At 68.3% G+C, this 18,465-nt stretch carries 18 protein-coding genes; 11 read left to right on the top strand and 7 right to left on the bottom strand.

All coding sequences use genetic code 11. The features are described 5' to 3' along the window. Positions 1-106: 106 nt before the first annotated feature. Positions 107-1,867 (bottom strand): D-glucuronyl C5-epimerase family protein, encoded by a 1,761-nt coding sequence (locus tag ACFXJL_RS28030; protein ID WP_358876494.1) that lies wholly within the window; start codon positions 1,865-1,867, stop codon positions 107-109. A gap of 843 nt (positions 1,868-2,710) precedes the next feature. On the opposite strand from ACFXJL_RS28030, the gene ACFXJL_RS28025 reads away from it, so the two are divergent. Further along, positions 2,711-4,825, top strand: coding sequence for a PIG-L family deacetylase (locus ACFXJL_RS28025; protein ID WP_384696985.1), 2,115 nt, complete (start codon positions 2,711-2,713; stop codon positions 4,823-4,825). 115 nt (positions 4,826-4,940) lie between these two features. Here ACFXJL_RS28025 and tuf read toward each other — a convergent pair whose 3' ends face one another. From tuf to ACFXJL_RS27995, 6 genes are all read right to left on the bottom strand, one after another. Further along, complete coding sequence (gene tuf, locus ACFXJL_RS28020; protein WP_347728023.1) at positions 4,941-6,134, bottom strand: elongation factor Tu; 1,194 nt, start codon at positions 6,132-6,134, stop codon at positions 4,941-4,943. A 161-nt stretch (positions 6,135-6,295) separates the two neighbouring features. Beyond that, positions 6,296-8,422, bottom strand: coding sequence for an elongation factor G (gene fusA / locus ACFXJL_RS28015; RefSeq protein WP_358880963.1), 2,127 nt, complete (start codon positions 8,420-8,422; stop codon positions 6,296-6,298). Between the two features lie 38 nt (positions 8,423-8,460). Next, complete coding sequence (gene rpsG / locus ACFXJL_RS28010; protein WP_006347241.1) at positions 8,461-8,931, bottom strand: 30S ribosomal protein S7; 471 nt, start codon at positions 8,929-8,931, stop codon at positions 8,461-8,463. A gap of 2 nt (positions 8,932-8,933) precedes the next feature. Next, positions 8,934-9,305: a 30S ribosomal protein S12 gene (gene rpsL / locus ACFXJL_RS28005; protein ID WP_003948652.1), complete on the bottom strand. Its 372-nt coding sequence runs from the start codon at positions 9,303-9,305 to the stop codon at positions 8,934-8,936. Between the two features lie 367 nt (positions 9,306-9,672). Continuing rightward, a complete protein-coding gene (locus ACFXJL_RS28000) occupies positions 9,673-10,515 on the bottom strand; it encodes a hypothetical protein (RefSeq protein WP_384696921.1) in 843 nt (280 codons plus the stop codon). Positions 10,516-10,662: 147 nt separating this feature from the next. Beyond that, positions 10,663-11,112, bottom strand: coding sequence for a helix-turn-helix transcriptional regulator (locus tag ACFXJL_RS27995; protein WP_351547891.1), 450 nt, complete (start codon positions 11,110-11,112; stop codon positions 10,663-10,665). A 182-nt stretch (positions 11,113-11,294) separates the two neighbouring features. Between ACFXJL_RS27995 and ACFXJL_RS27990 the strand changes: the two genes are divergently transcribed. The 10 genes from ACFXJL_RS27990 (at position 11,295) to ACFXJL_RS27945 (ending at position 18,416) form a co-directional block, all read left to right on the top strand. Then, on the top strand, positions 11,295-11,594 hold the full coding sequence (locus tag ACFXJL_RS27990) for a WhiB family transcriptional regulator (RefSeq protein WP_358880961.1): 300 nt from the start codon (positions 11,295-11,297) through the stop codon (positions 11,592-11,594). A gap of 404 nt (positions 11,595-11,998) precedes the next feature. Then, positions 11,999-12,625, top strand: coding sequence for a hypothetical protein (locus tag ACFXJL_RS27985; RefSeq protein WP_384696917.1), 627 nt, complete (start codon positions 11,999-12,001; stop codon positions 12,623-12,625). Continuing rightward, positions 12,622-12,807, top strand: a complete 186-nt coding sequence (locus ACFXJL_RS27980) for a hypothetical protein (protein WP_384696914.1) — start codon at positions 12,622-12,624, stop codon at positions 12,805-12,807. Before ACFXJL_RS27985 ends, ACFXJL_RS27980 begins: the two co-directional genes overlap by 4 nt. A 244-nt stretch (positions 12,808-13,051) precedes the next feature. Further along, positions 13,052-13,474 (top strand): hypothetical protein, encoded by a 423-nt coding sequence (locus ACFXJL_RS27975; protein WP_351559966.1) that lies wholly within the window; start codon positions 13,052-13,054, stop codon positions 13,472-13,474. 96 nt (positions 13,475-13,570) lie between these two features. Next, a complete protein-coding gene (locus ACFXJL_RS27970) occupies positions 13,571-14,170 on the top strand; it encodes a phage tail protein (protein ID WP_351559964.1) in 600 nt (199 codons plus the stop codon). A gap of 85 nt (positions 14,171-14,255) precedes the next feature. Further along, the gene (locus tag ACFXJL_RS27965) at positions 14,256-14,546 is read left to right on the top strand and encodes a hypothetical protein (protein WP_358880958.1); all 291 of its coding nucleotides are present in this window, start codon (positions 14,256-14,258) and stop codon (positions 14,544-14,546) included. A 65-nt stretch (positions 14,547-14,611) separates the two neighbouring features. After that, complete coding sequence (locus tag ACFXJL_RS27960) at positions 14,612-14,935, top strand: hypothetical protein (protein WP_358880957.1); 324 nt, start codon at positions 14,612-14,614, stop codon at positions 14,933-14,935. 78 nt (positions 14,936-15,013) lie between these two features. Next, the gene (locus ACFXJL_RS27955; RefSeq protein ID WP_384696909.1) at positions 15,014-15,943 is read left to right on the top strand and encodes a hypothetical protein; all 930 of its coding nucleotides are present in this window, start codon (positions 15,014-15,016) and stop codon (positions 15,941-15,943) included. Positions 15,944-15,951: 8 nt separating this feature from the next. Then, positions 15,952-17,142, top strand: coding sequence for a phage tail protein (locus tag ACFXJL_RS27950; RefSeq protein WP_358880955.1), 1,191 nt, complete (start codon positions 15,952-15,954; stop codon positions 17,140-17,142). After that, entirely contained in the window at positions 17,139-18,416 is a 1,278-nt protein-coding gene (locus ACFXJL_RS27945) for a tape-measure protein (RefSeq protein WP_384696906.1), read from the top strand. The genes ACFXJL_RS27950 and ACFXJL_RS27945 overlap by 4 nt, the downstream gene beginning before the upstream one ends. The last annotated feature ends 49 nt before the right edge of the window (positions 18,417-18,465 follow it).

Genomic DNA, 18,465 nt, shown 5'->3' with positions numbered 1-18,465 from the left:
ACGGCGAAAGCCCGCTCCGCCCCACACTCGGGGTGCGGGGAGAGCGGGCTTCGACGCCGCGTTACCAGTGCCGATGATCAGAACGGCGGCCCGTGGCTCCCGAGGGTCAGCGACCGTCGGTGGCGACCAGCGGCAGCGGGGCCCAGTAGCCCTTGAGGCCACCAGCGGTGATCCGGATCATGGGCCGGCCGTTCACGACCGCGCGCCGATCAAACGGCGCGTTGGACTCCTTCGCGAACTTCACCGTCTTCAGCGTGCCGGTCTTCCCGTCCGCACCGAACTTCACGCAGGTGATGTCCACCCCGGCGGGGAACGTCGCGGTGCGCTGAGGGTGGTAGGTCGTGGGGACGTACTCACCGCGCAGGAATGCCTTCGGGTACGCCTCGCCGATCCACCAGCCGCTGTACGCGCCGCCGTTGATCCGGTAGTAGATGCCGCGTCCCTGGATACGGCGGCGGATGTTGACCGGCGCCTGGGTGGCCCTGGCGAAGGTGACCTTCTTCGTCGCTAGCTGCTTGTCCTTCTTCGACTCGTGCCAGCCGTAGTTGCCCGCCGCGTCCAGCGTGTCGAGCTTGTACAGGGTGTGCGATCCGGCGGCAATCGCCGCGACGGAGCCCGAGCGCAGTCCGAAGGCGGGGAAGTCGTCGACCAACTGGTCGTGCTGGTAGGCCAGGCGCGCGCTGCCGGTCTGCCAGTGGAGTTGCCGCATCAGGTTGATGTGGTGCTGGTGGTAGGTCGGCGCGGGAATCCGGTGGGTGTCGCAGTAGTACGAGAACCAGCGGCTGTTGCGCAGATTGGGGAAGTGGTCGCGGATCGTGACGATCGAGCCGTCGTACAGCTCCTGGGCCAGCGGGTTGCCCGTCGCGACGAAGTAGTCCCAGAGCCCGAACATGGCGAAGATCATGCCGTTGTACGTGTAGTCGCCGGTGCCGGGCTTCGCCCCCGGGTACTCCTGGATCCAGAGGTAGCCGTCCTTGTCCCGGTTCACTGCCCACGGCTTGCCGTCGTCGGCGCGCAGCAGAGAGGCGAAGGCACCGTCGGCGGCAGCCTTGTAGAGGGTGCGCTCACTGCTGGTGATGCCGTTCAGCTCGGCGAGTTGTACGAAGAGGCTGATCGCCTCGCCCTGGGCCATGCCGGAGTACCAGGGGGCCTTGTAGTCGACGCCGCTGTGTTTGGCGTGCTTGAAGTCGAAGGGGTACGGGAAGTACCAGGCACCCCGGGCCTCGACGCGCTTGTCGATGAGCCGCTTCGCCTGGGCCTTGGCGCGCTTGAGGAAGAGCGCCTTGCGGGTGGCGTTCGTCTCGGTGCGATAGCTGGCGATACAGCCGAGCCCGAACTGCGCCTGGGTGACCGGCTGGTCGTAGCCGGGGGCGGTCCGCTTCGGGCGGTACATGATGGCGCCCGCGGCGTCGAGGTACGTGTACTCCGTGTTGGGTGTGACGTTCTCCCAGCGGGTGGGACGGTCCCGCCAGGGGCGCATGTACTCGGGTAGATCGGTGGCGCACTCGTAGCCGCCGGTCTTGAACTCGAACGGAAGGGTCTTCGGCACGGCCGCCCTCGCGGCCCCCGGGTCCACGGGCTCGTCGGCGTACGGAATCGACCGGGCGCGGGGCGGTGAGACAAGACCGCCTTCGAGCTGGTCCGGCAACGGCGGCAGCGGCGGCTCGGTGCCACCGGGAACGGTGGGCAGGCTCAGCGCGAGCGAACGAGGCATCCCCTGGAAAGGGTCGGCCGGCGAGGGCTCGAACAGCCCGGTGGCCTGAGCGGTGAACGTGCCCCCTCCCACCACGCCCGCACCCGCGATCGCCCCTCCCGCTACGCGAATGAAGCCTCTGCGGCCGATTTCCGCTCGTCTCTTCCCAGCCATGATGAACAAACCCCCCATGGGTGTAGCCAAGGGACAACTAGGGAGGATCCTATGCCGTGACCTGCGATAATTCGGTCGAATCATGAGAGTGCATGCAGTGCCCATCCGATACAGACATGGCTAGAAATGAAGCAACTCCCCTATATGTAGGGGAAGTTGCGCCATGACGTGCAGCTGATTCCAGCCGCAGATATCCATCCTTCTTGATGGTTTCAGCCATCGCGCGACGTCTGTTGACGAGGAAGACACACGACCTCGGCCCCGGCCCGGAACCGGACCCATGGCGCTGCCGGACGGGAAACTGGCCCCGGTCATCCGATCTTCCTGGCGTCGATCCCACGGGCGCTCCGCGCCGCCGCGGGAAGCCGCAGCGCCGACCGACGGCAGGGGCAGGCATCCGCTCCGGGCGGATATCACCAGGGTGATTCAGGCAGCGGCGGGTGAGACACCCGCCCGATACCGGCCAGAGCCATCGAACAGAACGGCCGTCACAGCGATCGTGCAGAGCGCGCGGGCCCCGACCCCCGCCCACCGGGCCTGCCAGGCACGGAGCGTGGCGCAGCGAGGTCCACGGTGGGTCCGGCTACCGCCGTCCGCCTTCGGGGACGGCACGCGTCCCGGCCATCGACAGCCCCGCGGCAGTCCCACCTGTGGGCCTCCCGTACCCAGCCGAGCAACCCTCCATGTCGATAATCCGTCTAGTTGATCGCGAACGGGTCTGACCAACCCGTTCGCACTCAAATCACACCACTGCATCGCAGACGGGGGCTTCTTGCCGGCCCGCTGCGGGGGGAAGCGGACGGAGCACACACCCACGTGAACGATGGACTTGCCCATGCCCAGGTGACGCATGCCCGGACACGGAAGACCAGCCCACGGCGGCGCAGCATCCTTGCCGCGCTCGGTGTCACCTCGATCGCCGCCGGGGCGCTCAGCGGCTGTTCCGTACCCGCGCCCCAGCGGCCCGTGCCCGCCGCTGACCCCGCTCCAGGCATGGCCATAGCCAGCTCCCGACGCGCCCAGTTGATGCAGATAGTCGCCCACCCGGACGACGATCTGTACTTCATGAACCCGGACACCGAACGGCTGTTGGACGCGGGGGTCCCGCTGCTGTCCGTGTACGTCAGCGCGGGCGAGCACACCGGCATCAACAAGATCCCCGGACGGCATCACCACGGGCCCGAGGACCGGCCCGGCTACTCCTCCGCCCGGCACCAGGGACTGCGGCAGGCGTACGCGACGCTGATCGGACTCGACAAGTTCAGCGACTGGACCAAGGGAGTCATCTCCCTCCGTGGCAATCGGCTCGCCGAGATCAACACCCTCACCAACGGGCACCGCCGCGTCGAGTTGGTCTTCCTCAATCTGCCGATGCACACCGGCCGCCGCTGGATGGCGTTGCCGAGTCTGTGGCGTGACAGAGGCGTCGGCGTACAGACCGTGATCGCCAAGGACTCGCCCCTGCGCAAGACCGTCTCGTACGGACACCAGGGGCTGATCGACGTCCTCGTCGGGCTGATGGAGCAGTACCGGCCGACCGTCATCCAGACGCTCGACCCCGATCCGGACATCCAGCACAGTGACGAGCGCACCCGCAAGCACGACAGCGAGCAGCCCGGCTACTCCGACCACGCGGACCACACGGCCGTCGCCTGTTTCAGCTGGGCGGCGATGGTGCGGTGGGTCGCTGAGGCCACGGCGGACGGTGGGCGGGTGCCCGGGTTCGTCGCGCAGGCGTTCCGCGGCTACTACAACCGGCACTGGCCCAAGAACCTGCCCCCTAGGGTGTTGAAGGAGAAGGCGGCTGCCCTGGTCCCCTACGGCGGTGATCCGGGTTGGGAGTGCGGCAACGCATCCGGTTGCGGTGACTACAGCGTGAGCGGTGACCGTCCGCTGAAGAACAGCAAGGGATGGGTGCGCTCCACCCACCACCGCTACCCCGGTGCGCGACCGGTCGTCGCCGTGGAGCGGACGGAGCGCCTGGCCGCGTACGGGGTGCTCGGGCTGCGTGCCGTCCGCTGGCGGGAGACCGCGCCGGGCAGCGGCCGGTGGGGCGCCCCCGACGACCTCGGCGGTGGACCGCTGGCTCCCGCGCTGGGCTCGGCGGTGTTGGAGGACGGCCGACAACTCCTGTTCGGGCTGCGGTTCGCGGCGCTCGGTGGGCGTGGCGCGGAGAACCGGCGCGAGATAGTCCTGCTGGAGGAGCGTGCCCCGGGCGGCGACTTCCGGGCCTGGCAGGGGCTGGGCAATCCGGAGTACAACGACGATCGCGGACGGCGTATCGGCGTCCCGGTCGCGGTGACCGCGGCGGACGGCCGGGTCCATTTGTTCGTGCGCACCGCCGACAAGCGGATCAGTACGCGCGTACGGGACGTGGACGGCGGCTGGAGCGCCTGGCGCATTCTGCTGAGCGAGGAGATCCAGGACGGTCTCGCGGCCGTCGTGGATCGCGCCGGTCGGGTGCACGTGTTCGCGGCCGGGCGGGACACCGTCCAGCACTGGGGGCAGGAGTCCCCCGGCCAGGACGTGTCGATCCGTACGCCAGCGCCGGATGGTCACGGCGTACGCTTCCCGGCTCCCGGCGGGCCGGTCGCCGCGCTGGCGACGAGCGACGGCGGTGTTCGGCTGTACTACCGGCAGCCTTCGAGCCCACTCGTGACGTCGATCCACACGGACGGGTCCCGCCAACACACCGAAGCGACGGGGTACGGGCCGTTGAGCGTGGCTGCCACACCCGGCGGGCCGGTCCTCCTGGAGCAGGACCTGGGCGGCCGGCCTCGGCTGCGTACCGCGAAGGCGGCCCTGTCCCCGAAGGGGCCCTTCGTGATCACGGGTACTCCCGCGCTGATGGTGACGGGCCACGGGCCCACGGCCGTCGGGATCGGGGCGGACGCCCGACCGTGGTCCTGGCAGGCACGGGGCGTCGCCAAGGAGACCCGTCCGATCAGCAAGGTCTGAGACCGGCCCGGATCCACCACGCTCGGAAGCACGAACATGCGAAGAGGCCCCACACCTTCCGGTGCGGGGCCTCTCCTTGGTGCTCGTTGGGAGCTACCAGGTCAAACCGTCAAAACTACTTGACGATCTTGGTGACCTGGCCGGCGCCCACGGTCCGGCCACCCTCACGGATGGCGAACTTCAGGCCCTCTTCCATGGCGACGGGCTGGATGAGGTTCACCGTCATGACGGTGTTGTCACCCGGCATGACCATCTCGGTGCCCTCGGGGAGGGTCACCACGCCGGTCACGTCCGTGGTACGGAAGTAGAACTGCGGGCGGTAGTTGTTGAAGAACGGGGTGTGACGGCCACCCTCGTCCTTCGACAGGATGTACGCCTGGGCCTCAAACTCGGTGTGCGGCGTAACCGAACCGGGCTTGATGATGACCTGGCCGCGCTCGACGTCCTCGCGCTTGATGCCACGGAGGAGCAGACCGACGTTCTCGCCAGCCTGACCCTCGTCGAGCAGCTTGCGGAACATCTCGATGCCGGTGACCGTGGTGGTGGTCTTCTCGGTCTTGATGCCGACGATGTCGACGGTCTCGTTGACCTTGAGGACACCACGCTCGATACGACCGGTGACGACGGTTCCACGACCGGTGATCGTGAAGACGTCCTCGATCGGCATCAGGAACGGCTTGTCGACATCGCGCTCAGGCTGCGGGATCGACTCGTCGACGGCGGCCATCAGGTTGAGGACAGACTCGCCCCACTCCTTGTCGCCTTCGAGAGCCTTGAGCGCCGAGACCTTGACGACCGGAAGGTCGTCGCCCGGGAACTCGTACTCGGAGAGGAGCTCACGAACCTCAAGCTCAACGAGCTCCAGGATCTCCTCGTCGTCCACCATGTCGGCCTTGTTCAGCGCGACGACGATGTACGGAACGCCGACCTGGCGAGCCAGGAGCACGTGCTCCTTCGTCTGCGGCATCGGGCCGTCGGTGGCGGCGACCACCAGGATGGCGCCATCCATCTGCGCCGCACCGGTGATCATGTTCTTGATGTAGTCCGCGTGACCCGGGCAGTCGACGTGCGCGTAGTGACGCGACTCCGTCTGGTACTCGACGTGCGCGATCGAGATGGTGATACCGCGCTGACGCTCCTCAGGAGCCTTGTCGATCTGGTCGAAGGCCGAAGCCTCGTTCAGGTCCGGGTACTTGTCGTGCAGCACCTTGGTAATGGCGGCCGTGAGGGTCGTCTTACCGTGGTCGATGTGACCGATGGTGCCGATGTTGACGTGCGGCTTAGTCCGCTCGAACTTCGCCTTCGCCACTGGGGTCCTCCTGGGGAGTGGTTCTGTACGCCTTACTCATCGGCGCCAGGTGATCTTTGCTGGGATGCCGGGGCCGGGGGCATTTCCTTGGAAAACTCTCGTAATCGGCTGGAATGCCCCAACGGCTCCGGTGATAAGCCTAAAGCGTCTACTCGGAAGAGTTACTCGCCCTTGGCCTTCGCGATGATCTCCTCGGCGACGTTCCGCGGAACCTCGGCGTAGGAGTCGAACTGCATCGAGTAGCTTGCGCGACCCGAGGTCTTGCTGCGGAGGTCTCCGACGTAGCCGAACATCTCCGAGAGCGGCACCAGGCCCTTGACGACCCGGGCACCGGCCCGCTCCTCCATGGCCTGAATCTGGCCACGGCGGGAGTTGATGTCACCGATGACATCGCCCATGTAGTCCTCGGGCGTGGTGACCTCGACGGCCATCATCGGCTCAAGAAGCACGGGGCTCGCCTTACGCGCGGCCTCCTTGAAGGCCTGCGAACCGGCGATCTTGAACGCGAGTTCGGAGGAGTCGACCTCGTGGTAGCCACCGTCGAGGAGCGTGACGCGCACGCCCGTCATCTCGTAGCCGGCCAGGATGCCGAACTGCATGGCCTCCTGCGCGCCCGCGTCCACCGAAGGGATGTACTCCTTGGGGATGCGGCCACCGGTGACCTTGTTCACGAACTCGTACGAGGCGTCGCCGCCCTCGATCGGCTCGATCGCGATCTGCACCTTGGCGAACTGACCGGTACCACCGGTCTGCTTCTTGTGGGTGTAGTCCACGCGCTCGACGGCCTTGCGGATCGTCTCGCGGTACGCGACCTGGGGCTTGCCGACGTTGGCCTCGACCTTGAACTCGCGGCGCATCCGGTCGACCAGCACCTCAAGGTGAAGCTCGCCCATACCACCGATGATGGTCTGGCCGGTCTCCTCATTGGTGTGCACCTGGAAGGAGGGGTCCTCCTCCGCGAGACGCTGGATGGCAACACCCAGCTTCTCCTGGTCACCCTTGGACTTGGGCTCGATCGCGACCTGAATGACCGGCGCCGGGAAGTCCATGGACTCCAGGATGACCGGGTTCTTCTCGTCCGCGAGCGTCTCACCGGTGGTGGTCTGCTTGAGGCCCATGACGGCGACGATGTCGCCCGCGCCCACCGACTCGATCTCCTCACGCTTGTTCGCGTGCATGCGGTAGATCTTGCCGATGCGCTCCTTGCGGCCCTTCACGGAGTTCAGGACCGCGGTGCCCGCGTTCAGGCGCCCGGAGTAGATCCGGATGAACGTGAGCTTGCCCAGGTGCGGGTCGCTCGCGATCTTGAACGCAAGAGCCGACAGCGGCTCGTCGTCGGACGGGCGACGCTTGACGACCAGCTCCGGGTCCTTGACGTCGTGGCCTTCGATGGCCTCGACGTCCAGGGGAGAAGGCAGGTAGCGCACGACCGCGTCGAGCAGGGGCTGAACGCCCTTGTTCTTGAACGCGGTGCCACAGAACACCGGCGTGATGGTGATGCCATCGGACTTGCCGGAGGCGATGGTGATACGACGGATCGCCGCGTACAACTGCTCCTCGGTGGGCTCGGTGCCCTCCAGGTACAGCTCCATCAGCTCTTCGTCGTTCTCGGCAACCGTCTCCAGAAGCTTGCCGCGGTACTCCTCGGCAGCCTCGGTGTGGGTGGCCGGGATGTCGACGACGTCGTACATCTCGCCCTTGGTCGCCTCGGCGGACCAGACGAACGCCTTCATGGTGACGAGGTCGACGACACCCTTGAAGTCGGCCTCGGCACCGATGGGCAGCTGCATGACGATCGGCACCGCGCCAAGGCGGCTGCTGATCATGTCGACACAGCGGTGGAACTCGGCACCGGTGCGGTCGAGCTTGTTGACGAAGCAGATGCGCGGCACGCCGTAGCGGTCCGCCTGACGCCAGACAGTCTCGGACTGGGGCTCGACACCCGCAACACCGTCGAACACGGTGACAGCGCCGTCGAGGACGCGGAGCGAACGCTCCACCTCGACGGTGAAGTCCACGTGACCCGGGGTGTCGATGATGTTGATCGTGTGATCGACCTCATCGAGCGGCCAGTGGCAGGTCGTCGCGGCGGACGTGATCGTGATGCCGCGCTCCTGCTCCTGCTCCATCCAGTCCATCGTGGCAGCGCCGTCGTGGACCTCACCGATCTTGTAGCTCACACCGGTGTAAAACAGGATGCGCTCGGTGGTCGTCGTCTTGCCCGCGTCGATGTGGGCCATGATCCCAATGTTGCGGACCTTGGCCAGGTCAAGCGAAGTGGTGGCCATATGGCTCAGTCTTCTCTCGGTCTCGATGTGGGTAGGGACTACCAGCGGTAGTGCGCGAAGGCCTTGTTGGACTCGGCCATCTTGTGCGTGTCCTCACGCTTCTTGACCGAAGCGCCGAGGCCGTTGGAGGCGTCCAGCAGCTCGTTCATGAGGCGCTCGGTCATGGTCTTCTCGCGGCGTGCGCGGGAGTAACCGACGACCCAGCGCAGCGCCAGGGTGGAGGCACGACCGGGCTTGACCTCGATCGGCACCTGGTAGGTGGCGCCACCGACACGGCGGGACTTGACCTCAAGCGAAGGCTTGACGTTCTCCAGCGCGCGCTTCAGGGTGATGACCGGGTCGGCGCCGGTCTTCTCACGAAGACCTTCCATGGCGCCGTAGACGATCCGCTCGGCGGTGGAACGCTTGCCGTTCAGCAGGATCTTGTTGATGAGCGACGTCACCAGAGGAGAGCCGTAGACCGGGTCGATGATGACCGGGCGCTTCGGGGCGGGGCCCTTACGAGGCATTCTTACTTCTCCTTCTTGGCGCCGTAGCGGCTGCGGGCCTGCTTGCGGTTCTTGACACCCTGGGTGTCGAGGGAACCGCGGATGATCTTGTAACGAACACCCGGCAGGTCCTTCACACGGCCACCACGCACGAGCACGATGGAGTGCTCCTGCAGGTTGTGTCCCTCACCCGGGATGTAGGCCGTGACCTCGATGCCGGAGGTCAGACGCACACGCGCGACCTTACGCAGGGCCGAGTTCGGCTTCTTCGGGGTGGTCGTGAACACACGCGTGCAGACGCCACGGCGCTGAGGAGAACCCTCAAGTGCGGGCGTCTTGTTCTTCTCGACCTTGTCCTGCCGGCCCTTCCGGACCAGCTGCTGGATCGTAGGCACTACTTCTCCGGTTTCTGTGTGCCGTTCAGTGAAACTAACCTGGAACATCTCCGACCCACGCGGTCGGGTGTGTCGAAGCTGCGAGGCTTCCGCCGACGTAGGCAGAGAGGCGCAGATTGCGGTGGCCGTTAGAAGACTCGCCATGCGGTTGAGGACACGCACACGAGCCCAGGCACACCCCAGGCACAAGGTGAGAGCGTACCTACCGCATGGGCTGCGGTCAAAACAAATGCACACGCACGGGAGAGCGGGCCGTTCCCCGGGGAAGAGGCCGTTCGGGGGCGGGGCGCCGGGGGACCTGGGAGGGGAGCCCCGGGGGATGCGGAACCGGGGGCCGCACGGGTCGGAGAGGGCGAAGGGTACACCGTTACGCCGGGTCACCGTCGGGCGGGGCGGGCGGGGCCTCCGGTGCGTCGGGTACGTCCGGTGTGTCGGGCGCGTCGGGGGGTTCGCGGCGGGGGCGGCGGGACCGCGCGGTGGGGGTGGAGGGGAAGTCGAGCCGGGGGATGGTGGGGACCTTGGACTTGCGGCTCTTGGGGGCGAGGGAGGGGGGCCGGGTGGTGGGGGTTCCGGTGTCGTCGTCCTGGCGGTGCTGGCGGTGCTGGCGGCCCTCACGGTTCCGCCGGGCCTGCTGGTCGTGCTGGTCGTGCTGGTCGTGCCGGGCCTCGGGTGTCGCGTCCTCGCCGTCCTTCATGTCCTTGATGCCCTTGATGTCGGACCGGGGGCGCGGGTGCCGGGGGCTGTCGCGGGCGGGGTGGTCACGGTCCGGGCCGCCGGCGGCCGTGCGGGGGTCCGGAGGGTGACGGCCGGCCGGGTCGTCCCCGGCGCCGCCGTCCGCCGGGTACCGCCCGCGCTCGTCCTGCGGGAAGGGGATGACCGCCGCCTGACCGGGGGTCCGGCCCACCAGCCGGAGGGGCCTGGCGGCAGCGGCGGCGGCACGGGCCTCCTCCAGCGCGGGGCCGTACTCGGCCACCGCATCCCGCCACCCGCTGGCGTACGCTGCTATCTCGCGCCGGTCCAGCTCCTCCCGCAGCAGCACAGCGACCTCGGCGGGGGCACGGTCCTCCAACAGTCGGCCGAGCAGGGCGAGCAGCCCCGGAAGGTCCTCCGGGGACGCGGCGGGACGGGCAGGGACCTGTGACGCGCCGTGCCGTGCCTCGTCGCCCTCGGCCATCCGTATCTCTCGCCGCATCTCTCGCTCGCGTCCCATCGCTGCCCATCCCGCCCACGCGATCGGAGAGCAGGCCTCGGCAACACCTCTGATCCTTGGGGGCGTACGTACGGCCTGTGTGAAGCTGAAGTACAGGCTGTGACAGCTTACTGGGGGCCGAAAACGAGTGCGGGGGCCGCCGCCCGGTCAGTCCTTGGCGAGAGGGGCGCGGCGGGCCGGGGCCGGCGGCAGGAACTGGCCGGCGACCCGGATGAACATCTCCCGCTGGTCATCGGGGATGCCGAGCCCGGCGGCGGCCTCCTCCAGGGTGAGCCTGCGGCCCCCCGGGGCGGCCGGCGCCGCCCCGGCGGCCGAGTCGGCCTCCAGGGGCAGGGGTAGATCGTCCTCGGTGAGCCGGCCGGAACGGATGAGCATGTCGCGCACCGGCACGTCGAGCACATGGGCCAGCCGCCGGGTCGTCTCCAGGTCGGGCATGCTCTGCCGCTGGAGCAGCCGGGTGATGGCGGCGCGGTGGACCCCGGCCTCGTCGGCGAGCCGCGACTTGCCGCCACCCCGCGGGCTGTCGATGTCGAAGCCGCGGGCACGGATGAGCTCCTCGACCCAGGCGGCGAACTGATCCAGATCATTGGCGGTCACGGGTGGTCGCCTCCCTCCGAAGCGGACCTCAGACTATCGCGCTTGCGCGCACGGAATTACGTGATTCCGCGCGCGCACAGTGGGGATTCTGCGGAGATACCCCCTGTTTTGATTGCGCGTGCGCGCGCAACGTGCCAGTGTGCGGAACCGCAACGACCCCCGCAGAGTCAGGAGTTGCCGTTATGCCCCTCCCCGATTCCCTGGAGTCCGCCGGCTGGCGCGCCGCCGCCGCGTGTGCGGGACTGCCCCCGCACATTGTCTTCGCCCGACGAGAGTCGGAGGCCCGACCTGCACTGAGAGCCTGCGAGCGGTGTCCGGTGACCCGCCGCTGCGAGGAGAGCGTGGCACCGGCCGCGAGCTTCTTCGACGGGGTGAGCGCGGGGCGGCTCTGGCGCAATGGGCGGGTGGTGAGGTTGCGGGGTGGGGGTGTTGCGGGCTCGCGCGCTAGTGGGGTGGGGGCGTACGGGGACGGCGGGATGTAAACCCCGGTGCGGCGAGTATTCGCCCTACGCCGGGGGCGGGTGCGGGACCCCTGCGGGGCGCGTAGGGCTCCTCCGGTCGCCGCTCGCGCGCCCTGCGGGACCCGGGTCCCGGGTCCCGCAGGGCGCGCGGCCCTGTGGCAGAGGGTCCGTCCTCACACTCCCCCAGAGCTGCCTCTGGGAGGTGCCCCCGGACAGGGCTGGATTTGCCCGGCCCCGCCGACGAACCCGACCGCCTTCGACCTCGCCACCGAGGGAGGCGCACCCGCCGGCCCCGCGGGGAACCCGAGCAAACCCAGCCCCGCCGGCCCCGCCGGGAAACCCGAGCAAACCCAGCCCCGACGGCGATTGCGGCGCGGCGGCTCGGCGCCCGGCCGACGTACCACCAACCCGACCCCGGAGGCCCCATGACCACCCCCACCGACGCCACCCACTGGCTCACCACCCTCACCCACCGCTTCCCCCACCTCCTCACCGAACTCTCCCCCGGCTCCTCCGGCCCCATCGGCGGAGCCGGACGAACCACCCGCACCCACGCGCCCGCGCCCCTGCGTCTCCATGTGTCCGACGCCATTCGGGACATCACCGACGGAGTCGTCGAACTCGACGAGGCCGTCCACGAACGCCTCGGCCTCGGCCGCCCCCGCAAGGCGCGGGTCCCCGAGCGCCTGGCCCGGGTCGCCTCGCTCGTCGGCCGGATGGCCGACCACCCCGACCTCGTCGCACACATCGCCGACGAGGCCCGCCGGATGGCGGGGCGCTGCGCCCGCGCGGTCGGCGACGGCGAACCGATGACCCGCCTCGGCGGACGCTGCCCCTGGTGCGACTCCGTCTCCCTGCGCGCCTTCCCCGACCGGCTCGCGGTCCTCTGCGTCAACCCCGGCTGCCGGTGCGGCTCCGCCGTCTGCGGCTGCGGCGCGGACCCCGCGTACCGCCACAGCTGGAAGGAGGGCGGCTGGGACGCCCTGACCGGCACCGACCCGTCCGAGATCGCCGCCGCCCTGGACACCACCGGTGAAGGAGTACGCCGATGAACCCGTCCACCCCTCTGATCACCGGCGCCCTCGCTGCCACCGAGGCCGGCGTGGTGCCCGCCACCATCCGCAAGTGGGTCCAGCTAGGCCATCTGACACCCGCCGGGCGGCGCGGCCGGGCGCAGCTCTTCCGGCTGGATGAGGTCTTTGCCGCGGAGCGCGCGACCCGTCGCAGAGCCTAGGCCGACGGCCGGACGGCCGGACGGCAGGCCGGCAGGACACAGAGCAGAGAAGAGGCGGTCACCCCTCCCCGGGTGGCCGCCTCTCCGCGCATTTGCTGCGCGCGCGCACGAACTGGTTGCGCGTTCGCACGATCTGCGTCACAGTTGGTGCAGCGGCGGAGCTGTGCCCCTTCCCTCCAGGGCCCGGCTCCGCCGCCCGCATGTCCAGGACGAATGTCCCGAGGAACAGGAGTGACGCCTCGTCATGAACCAAGTCCCGAACAAGTTTCCCGATGTGCAGAAGATCGTCGTGGATCTCCTCACCCAGAGCCTGTCGGCGACGGCGGGCGTGACGGTGGTGGAGTCCCCGCCGGTCGGCTTCAACGGCACCACGAAGACGGTCGTCGTCTCCCGCCGGGGCGGGGCCTGGATCGACGACCTCCACCTCGACCAGCCGCTGATCGAGCTGGAGGTGTACGGGCCCACCAAGTCCGACGCCCACGTCCTGGCCAACGACGCGCGAGCCGCGCTCCTCGGCATGGCCGGCAGGGTCATCGACACCTCCGTGCCGAAGACGACGATCACCGATGTCAGCGAGGCGGACGGCCCGCGCTGGCTGCCGGACTACGTCTACACGGCGGCCAACCGCTACCTCTGCATCCTGCGCCTGTTCCTGCGCACCGACTGACCGGCCGCGCACTCGCCACCCACAGACCAGGCCTCGCCAATCCGGCGGGGCCTTTGCCGTACCCGCGGCAGCCAACCCAACACCCAAGGAGTTCCCATGGCAGGCAACAACTCTTCCGAGATCCGCGTCGCCGGCACCGGCCGTGTCCTGGTCGCGGCGGTCGGCGCCGCCGCGCCCAGCGCCTTCTCCGCCAACCCGGCGGCCGACTGGGGCGCCGCCTGGACGGACCTCGGCTACACCACCACCGACGGCGTGACCTTCGCCAAGAAGGACAAGCTCGACCCGGTGGAGACCTGGCAGGCCATCAGCCCGGCGCGGTTCGTCTACTCGGACCGCGATCTGACGCTGAAGTTCGCGATGCTCCAGTTCAACGAGGACACGCTGCCCTTCTTCATCGGCGGGTCCAAGTCGGATGTGAAGCCCGTGGGCGCCGGCACCTCCGGCGTCTACAGCCTGGACATCCCGGACGGCCCGACCTTCGACGAGCGTGCGCTCGGCCTGGAGTTCACCGACGGCAAGGACATCACCTACCGCTTCGTGATCCCGCGCGGCCAGGTGACCTCCGCCGACGACGTGAAGCTGGCCCGCAAGTCGGCGGCCTCGCTCGGTGTCACCTTCACCGCGCTGTCCCAGGGCGCGACGGCGCCGCTGGCGACCTTCCTGATGAAGGACCCGGCGTACTCCGTCACCCCGTAACACCCGCCGGACCGGGGCCGGCCCTCTCCACGGGCCGGCCCCGCCCCCGCCCGCTCCCCCGCTACCACCACCTGGAGGCACACCCATGGCCCGCTTCGACGTCAACGCAGCCCGCGCCCAGCGCCTGGAGTCCGTCGGCACGACCTGGTCGTTCGACCTGGACAAGGACACCTTCGAACTGCCCACCGAGCTGAGCCGCGCGACCGCGAGGGCGCTGCGCGAGCTGGACGACAACGATGTGGACGGGCTGCTGTCGCTGCTCATGGGCGAGAAGCAGTTCGCGCGCTTCGAGAAGCACGACATCACCATGCAGGACATCGCGGCGATCCTGGACGCCTACGGCAAGGAGACCGGGCTCGGCCTGGGGGAAGACTGAGCCTCGTCGAGTTCACCGATGAACACGCCGAGGCCCTCGAAGCCGATCTGCTGCGCCACTACGGCGTGGACCTCCTCGACTGGCACCGCGGACGGCTGTCCTCCCGCCGGCTGTCGGTGCTGATCGAGCACCTGCCGCGGGACAGCGCGGTGAACCGTGCGCTGCACGGGGAGGCGGCGGAGTGGTCGGTGACCGATCACTTGCTGGCGGCGGTGGTGGATCATCTGGCCGCCGCGAACTGGCTCTTCACCAGCGTCCACTCCGACGACCCGCCCGACCCCCCGGACCCGGTCCCGAGGCCGGGCTCCGCCCCCTCCGAAGAGCCCGAGGCCGAACCGGACTCCCCGCCCGCGAGCGCGGACCTGGCCCGTTTCTTCGGTATGGGCTGACCGCCGGTCCGGTGGGGCTCGCAGGCAGGCCCGCCGCACCGGAGAGGCTCGGCCACAGAGCCCCAGTGAGGTGCACCCATGGCACGAGACATCAAGGCAATCGACGAAGCCCTGGTCAAAGTCGAGAAGGAGCTGAAGGAGGGAAAGGATGAAACCCGCTCGACGGTAACCAGGCTGAAAAATTCCGAGACCCATGTGGCGGAGATCTCCAAGTCTTTTGCGAGGAGATCCGAAACAGTCATCGAAGAGATCGCCAAGACCAAGGCGTACATGACTGACACCAAGGTCTCCATAGCCCGGACCGAAGCAATCATCACCGACACCAGGGTCGACATTGCCCTCACCGATGCGGACATCACCCAAACCAAAGCAGACATCGCCCTCACCGAGGTTGACATATCCAAGACCAAAGCGGATATCGCCCTCACCGAGGTTGACATATCAAGGACCGACGCCAGAATCACCCAGACCTACGCGGAATGGAGCCACAGCAAGACTCAGTACAACACCGCCCTAGTGGGACTGGGTGGCACTCTCGCCGTCCTGACCGCAACAATCGCCCTCTTCAAGGTGGACGAAAAAGGCATCACCATTCTGGGTGCCACTCGGGAGTGGGGCGGTCCGCTCGGAAGACTGTGGAAGAAATTCCTGGAAAAGGTCGAGGAGAAGTGGGCCTCAAAAGCCCAGAAAAGACAACGCCGACGCGACGCCTGGGTCGCCGATCAAATCGACAGAGCAGTCCTACACTACAATCTGCAACTCGGACTTCTCACCGACCGCAATTGGGCAAGTCAGATCAATAAGATCCGGGGAGCCTCGGAGGCCCTCAGAAACGAACAGGGGAGATCGCAACAACAGCAGGTGGCCAATGCACCCGTCAATAGAAGAACGGGAACCACCCGAGTCATTCAGGGAATCGACCATTCGCAGCCTCAGGCCCGAGGCGTCGCCGCCGATGTCAGAGTCCTGCGCGACACCCTGAACCAGCTCATCACCATCCTTGCCTAAGGAGCCCCATGACCCTCGCCTCAGCCGCAGGGCGTGCCTCCGGCTCCCTGCGCAATCTCAAAACCCAGGCCGACACAGCCGCCACCTCCACCCAGAGCGTCGGCCGCGCCGCCACCACCGGAAAGACCGGGCTCGACAAGCTCCGCTCCTCCGCGCAGTCCTCCGCCCGGGAACTCAAAACGCTTCAGCAGAACGCCGACCGTGCCGAGAAGTCCGTCGCCAGGGCCGGCCGGGCCGGGCAGACCGGTGGCACCCAGATCGGGAAGTTCAAGGGCGGCGCCGACAACGCCGCCAAGGGGATGAACGGCCTCAACACCTCCATGAAGGGCAATATCATCGCCCGGCTCCTGGAGCTGTTCGCCCCGCTCATCGAAAAGGTCGTCAGCATGGCGACCCAGTCGAAAACCATGCAGAAGGTGCTTAAAACCGCCTTCGACGCTGTCAAGAAGGTCATCGAGACCGTCATCAAGGCCATCGGCCCGATCATGAAGGGCATCGGCACGCTCTTCAAGAACGTCTGGAACGGCATCAAGAAGGCGGTCTCCACCGTCGTCGACGCCGTCTCCAAGGTCGTCTCGAAGACCTTCAACGGCATCAAGAAGGTCATCTCCGGCGTCATGGACACCGTCAAGTCCGTGATCTCCAAGGTGTGGGGCGGGATCAAGAAGATCATCAACCCGGTCATCGACTGGGTCCGCAAGGACATCCCCAAGGCGTTCACCCACGTCAAGGAGAAGCTCTCCTCCATCTGGAGCGGCCTCAAGACCATCGCATCCAAGGCGTTCGACGCCGTCAAGGGCGCGGTCAGGACCCCGATCAACGGCGTCATCGACCTGATCAACTCCGCGATCGGCAAACTCAACGGCATCAAGGTGAAGATCCCCGGCTGGGTCCCGGGCGTCGGCGGGAAGACCTTCGGGGTCAGCCTCCCCCGGATTCCCCGGCTCGCCGAGGGCGGCGTCGTCACCCCCCGTACCGGCGGTGTCCCGGCGATCATCGCGGAGGCCGGCGAGGCCGAGGCCGTGCTCCCGCTCTCCAAGCTGGACCGGCTGCTGCGGCACACCGCCGCCCGAACCCGGGCTCGGACCGTCGCCACCGGTACCGCCGGATTCCATATCGAGCACTACTACGCCGCCCCCTCCACCGATGTGAAGGACACGGCGAAGGCCCTGATGTTCCTCGCGAAGGCTCGCGGATGAGCGCCCTCGCCCTGCGCCCAGTCGACCCGGTGCGGGATCTGCTCGCCGGGATGGTCCGGCCGCTGAACCAGCTCCGCGACCAGGTGAAACAGGCGACCCAGGGCGCCCGGTCGGCGGTGAACGGCATCCGTACGGCCTCCGGGAGCGTGGAGCGGATCAAGAGCGCGGGCGACTCCGCCCGGGGCGCGGTCAGCGGGCTGCGGGCCGGGGCCACCGCCTCCGTACGCCCGGTCGGTGCCGTCGGCACCAGCGCCACCAGGGCCGCGCCCGGGCTCCGTACCCAGGAGCGCTCGGCCAGGTCGTCCAGCGGCGCGGCGGCGGCGCTGGCCGGCGGGCTGGGCGGTCTCGTCTCCATCACCGAACTGCTCGGCGCGGCGGGCGTCACCACAGGCCCGCTGATGACCGTGCTCGGCGGCGGCCTGATGGTCGGGGCCGTCGCCGTCACCAGCATCAACGTCACCATGCGGGCCAACCCGATCGGCTTTGTCGTCGGGCTGCTGGTGCCGATCACCGCCTATCTCATCGAGTTGGCCGTCAACTCCGAGACCGGGCAGCGGATCATCAAGCAGGTCTTCGACCACGCACTGAGGATCGTCAAGCAGATCGCCTCCCACCTCCTCCCGGTGGTCAGGATCTACGGGACTCTCGTCGCCACGGCGTTCGGCGTCGTCCGCAGCGTTCTGACCGGCGATGTGAGCGGCATCGGCCGGAACATCGGCAAGGCATTCCCCGCCGTCCGCGACGGTGTCCGGAAGGCGACCGACGCGGTGAGCGGGATCATGCGGCGCGCCTGGGACGGGCTGAAGGGCGCGGTCAGGCCGGTGGTCGACTGGATCACCAAGGACATCCCGTCCGCCTTCACTCGGGTGAAGAAGGCCACCACCGACACCCTCGGCGGCATCGGCCAGTTCGTCACGACCGGACTCCAGGCCATCGTCTCGGTGCTCAAGGGCCCGATCGAGGGGCTGGTCTCCTTCGCCAACTGGGTCATCGACGGGCTCAACAGCCTCAGCTTCAACATCCTCGGCAAGAAGTTCGGCATCCACTTCGACAAGATCCCGATGCTCGCCGAGGGCGGTGTGGTGATGCCGCCCAGCGGCTCACGGCCCGGCTCTGTCACCCCGCTGGGCGCCGTCGACGCACTGCGCGCCGCCGAGCGCGGCAGCAGGGTGCCGGAGCCGCGCCGGGTGCGGCTCGAAACCTTCCGGGAGCCGGCCGGAAGCAGCGCGTACGCGGTCGCCGAGGATCTTCTCTTCCTCGCCCGCGCCGCCTGAGCCCGCGCTCCGTGTGCCGTGTGCTCCGCGTGCCGCGTGCCGCGTGCTC

The organism is Streptomyces sp. NPDC059256 (assembly GCF_042753785.1).
Lineage (GTDB): Bacteria > Actinomycetota > Actinomycetes > Streptomycetales > Streptomycetaceae > Streptomyces.
This window is presented reverse-complemented; position numbering and strand designations above follow the sequence as displayed.

What these genes read in the sequence shown, in the direction of transcription:
- ACFXJL_RS28030 (WP_358876494.1), bottom strand. Translation starts at nt 1,867, where the DNA reads ATGGCTGGGAAGAGACGAGCGGAAATCGGCCGCAGAGGCTTCATTCGC.
- fusA (WP_358880963.1), bottom strand. Translation starts at nt 8,422, where the DNA reads ATGGCCACCACTTCGCTTGACCTGGCCAAGGTCCGCAACATTGGGATC.
- rpsG (WP_006347241.1), bottom strand. Translation starts at nt 8,931, where the DNA reads ATGCCTCGTAAGGGCCCCGCCCCGAAGCGCCCGGTCATCATCGACCCG.
- ACFXJL_RS28000 (WP_384696921.1), bottom strand. Translation starts at nt 10,515, where the DNA reads ATGGGACGCGAGCGAGAGATGCGGCGAGAGATACGGATGGCCGAGGGC.
- ACFXJL_RS27990 (WP_358880961.1), top strand. Translation starts at nt 11,295, where the DNA reads ATGCCCCTCCCCGATTCCCTGGAGTCCGCCGGCTGGCGCGCCGCCGCC.
- ACFXJL_RS27985 (WP_384696917.1), top strand. Translation starts at nt 11,999, where the DNA reads ATGACCACCCCCACCGACGCCACCCACTGGCTCACCACCCTCACCCAC.
- ACFXJL_RS27980 (WP_384696914.1), top strand. Translation starts at nt 12,622, where the DNA reads ATGAACCCGTCCACCCCTCTGATCACCGGCGCCCTCGCTGCCACCGAG.
- ACFXJL_RS27975 (WP_351559966.1), top strand. Translation starts at nt 13,052, where the DNA reads ATGAACCAAGTCCCGAACAAGTTTCCCGATGTGCAGAAGATCGTCGTG.
- ACFXJL_RS27970 (WP_351559964.1), top strand. Translation starts at nt 13,571, where the DNA reads ATGGCAGGCAACAACTCTTCCGAGATCCGCGTCGCCGGCACCGGCCGT.
- ACFXJL_RS27965 (WP_358880958.1), top strand. Translation starts at nt 14,256, where the DNA reads ATGGCCCGCTTCGACGTCAACGCAGCCCGCGCCCAGCGCCTGGAGTCC.
- ACFXJL_RS27955 (WP_384696909.1), top strand. Translation starts at nt 15,014, where the DNA reads ATGGCACGAGACATCAAGGCAATCGACGAAGCCCTGGTCAAAGTCGAG.
- ACFXJL_RS27950 (WP_358880955.1), top strand. Translation starts at nt 15,952, where the DNA reads ATGACCCTCGCCTCAGCCGCAGGGCGTGCCTCCGGCTCCCTGCGCAAT.
- ACFXJL_RS27945 (WP_384696906.1), top strand. Translation starts at nt 17,139, where the DNA reads ATGAGCGCCCTCGCCCTGCGCCCAGTCGACCCGGTGCGGGATCTGCTC.